1 protein-coding gene is annotated in these 1,362 nt (G+C 63.4%); it reads left to right on the top strand.

What is annotated here, in order from left to right; translation table 11 throughout:
- Positions 1 to 80 precede the first annotated feature (80 nt).
- Complete coding sequence (locus ACPUD7_RS17645; protein WP_425120637.1) at positions 81 to 1,325, top strand: IS30 family transposase; 1,245 nt, start codon at positions 81 to 83, stop codon at positions 1,323 to 1,325.
- Positions 1,326 to 1,362 lie beyond the last annotated feature (37 nt).

Raw genomic sequence — 1,362 nt, 5'->3', positions numbered from 1 at the left:
GGGCGGTTTCTATCTTCTAGTGCAACACCCGGCCTGACCAGCACGGTCGGGTCGGGACAGCACTTGAGAAGGAGCCCATCATGCGACCAGTCCCTTTCGACCACCTCGACGCGTTCTTCGTCTGCCTCCTCGTCGACCGACTCACTGTGAAGGAGAGTTTGCGACGCGCTGGGATCGGGTATCAAACAGCCAGGCGATGGATGCGTCGCCTCGGAATCACGGTCCAGTTTGGCAAGCTGGGAGGTATGCCTGCCACGATCTGCACGAGACCTCCCGCTCCGACGGGCAATCGTTCCTATCGCCACTTGACGTTCGAGGATCGGATGACGATCCAGGCCGGTGCGCAATCGAGCCCGCCACTGTCGACGCGGGCCATCGCCGCCCAGCTCGGGGTGCACTACTCGACAGTGGCCAGAGAGCTCCAACGTCACCGCTTCGAGGGCTATGCTGGCTCCGGGGCCGGTGCTGCCTATAGCGCCGCGGCCGCCCACACCCGTGCCGCGGCCACCCGAGCCAGCAAGAGACATCGGAGCAAACGCCTTGATGACTCGTGGATTCGTGCCCACGTCATCGATGGGCTCAACGATAAGTGTTCCCCACAGCAAGTCGCCGGTAGGCTCCGCCGTGAGTACCCGGACCGGAAGGACCTGCACGTGTCGCACGAGACGATTTACCAAGCCCTTTACCTGCAGGGAGCCGGAGGTCTTCGGCATGAACTCAAAGTGGTCAAGGCTCTTCGTTCGGGGCGGACGGGGCGTAAACCGCAGTCGAAGCTGCCCCGCCGATCCAGTCGCCCGTGGCTCGAGGGTGTCCGTTTGGTGGACCGGCCCCCGGTGGCTGCCGACCGGGCTGTGCCGGGTCACTGGGAGGGCGACCTCGTCGTTGACAACGACACGGGCGGGTTGGTCACGGTCATCGAGCGGCGGTCCAGGTTCTGCTTGGTGCGCAAGCTCCCGGAATGTCGGGACTCCCAGACCGTGACGGGGTTGGTGACCGAGATGATCCAGTCGTTGCCAGAGGCGTTGTTCGAGACACTGACGTGGGACCAGGGTACGGAGATGGCCGAGCACGCCCGGATCACCATGGCCACGGATTGCGGGGTGTTCTTCTGTGACCCGCATTCGCCGTGGCAGCGGCCGACGAATGAGAACACGAACGGGCTTATCCGTGACTATTTCCCGAAGGGGACGCGATTCGATGAATCGGTCAGCGACGATGACGTCCAGGCGATGCAAGATCAGCTCAACCGGCGGCCCCGTAAGGTTCTGGAGTACGCGACTCCTGCTGAGGTGCTCGCCGGCATCGTGATGGAAAACGTAGGATAAACGCACCACGGTGTTGCACTAGAACCCTGAGCCCGCC

The organism is Brevibacterium sp. FAM 24630 (genome assembly GCF_049804075.1).
Taxonomy (GTDB): domain Bacteria; phylum Actinomycetota; class Actinomycetes; order Actinomycetales; family Brevibacteriaceae; genus Brevibacterium.
The sequence above is the reverse complement of the archived record's forward strand: the minus strand, read 5'-3'. Positions and strand labels throughout refer to the sequence as shown.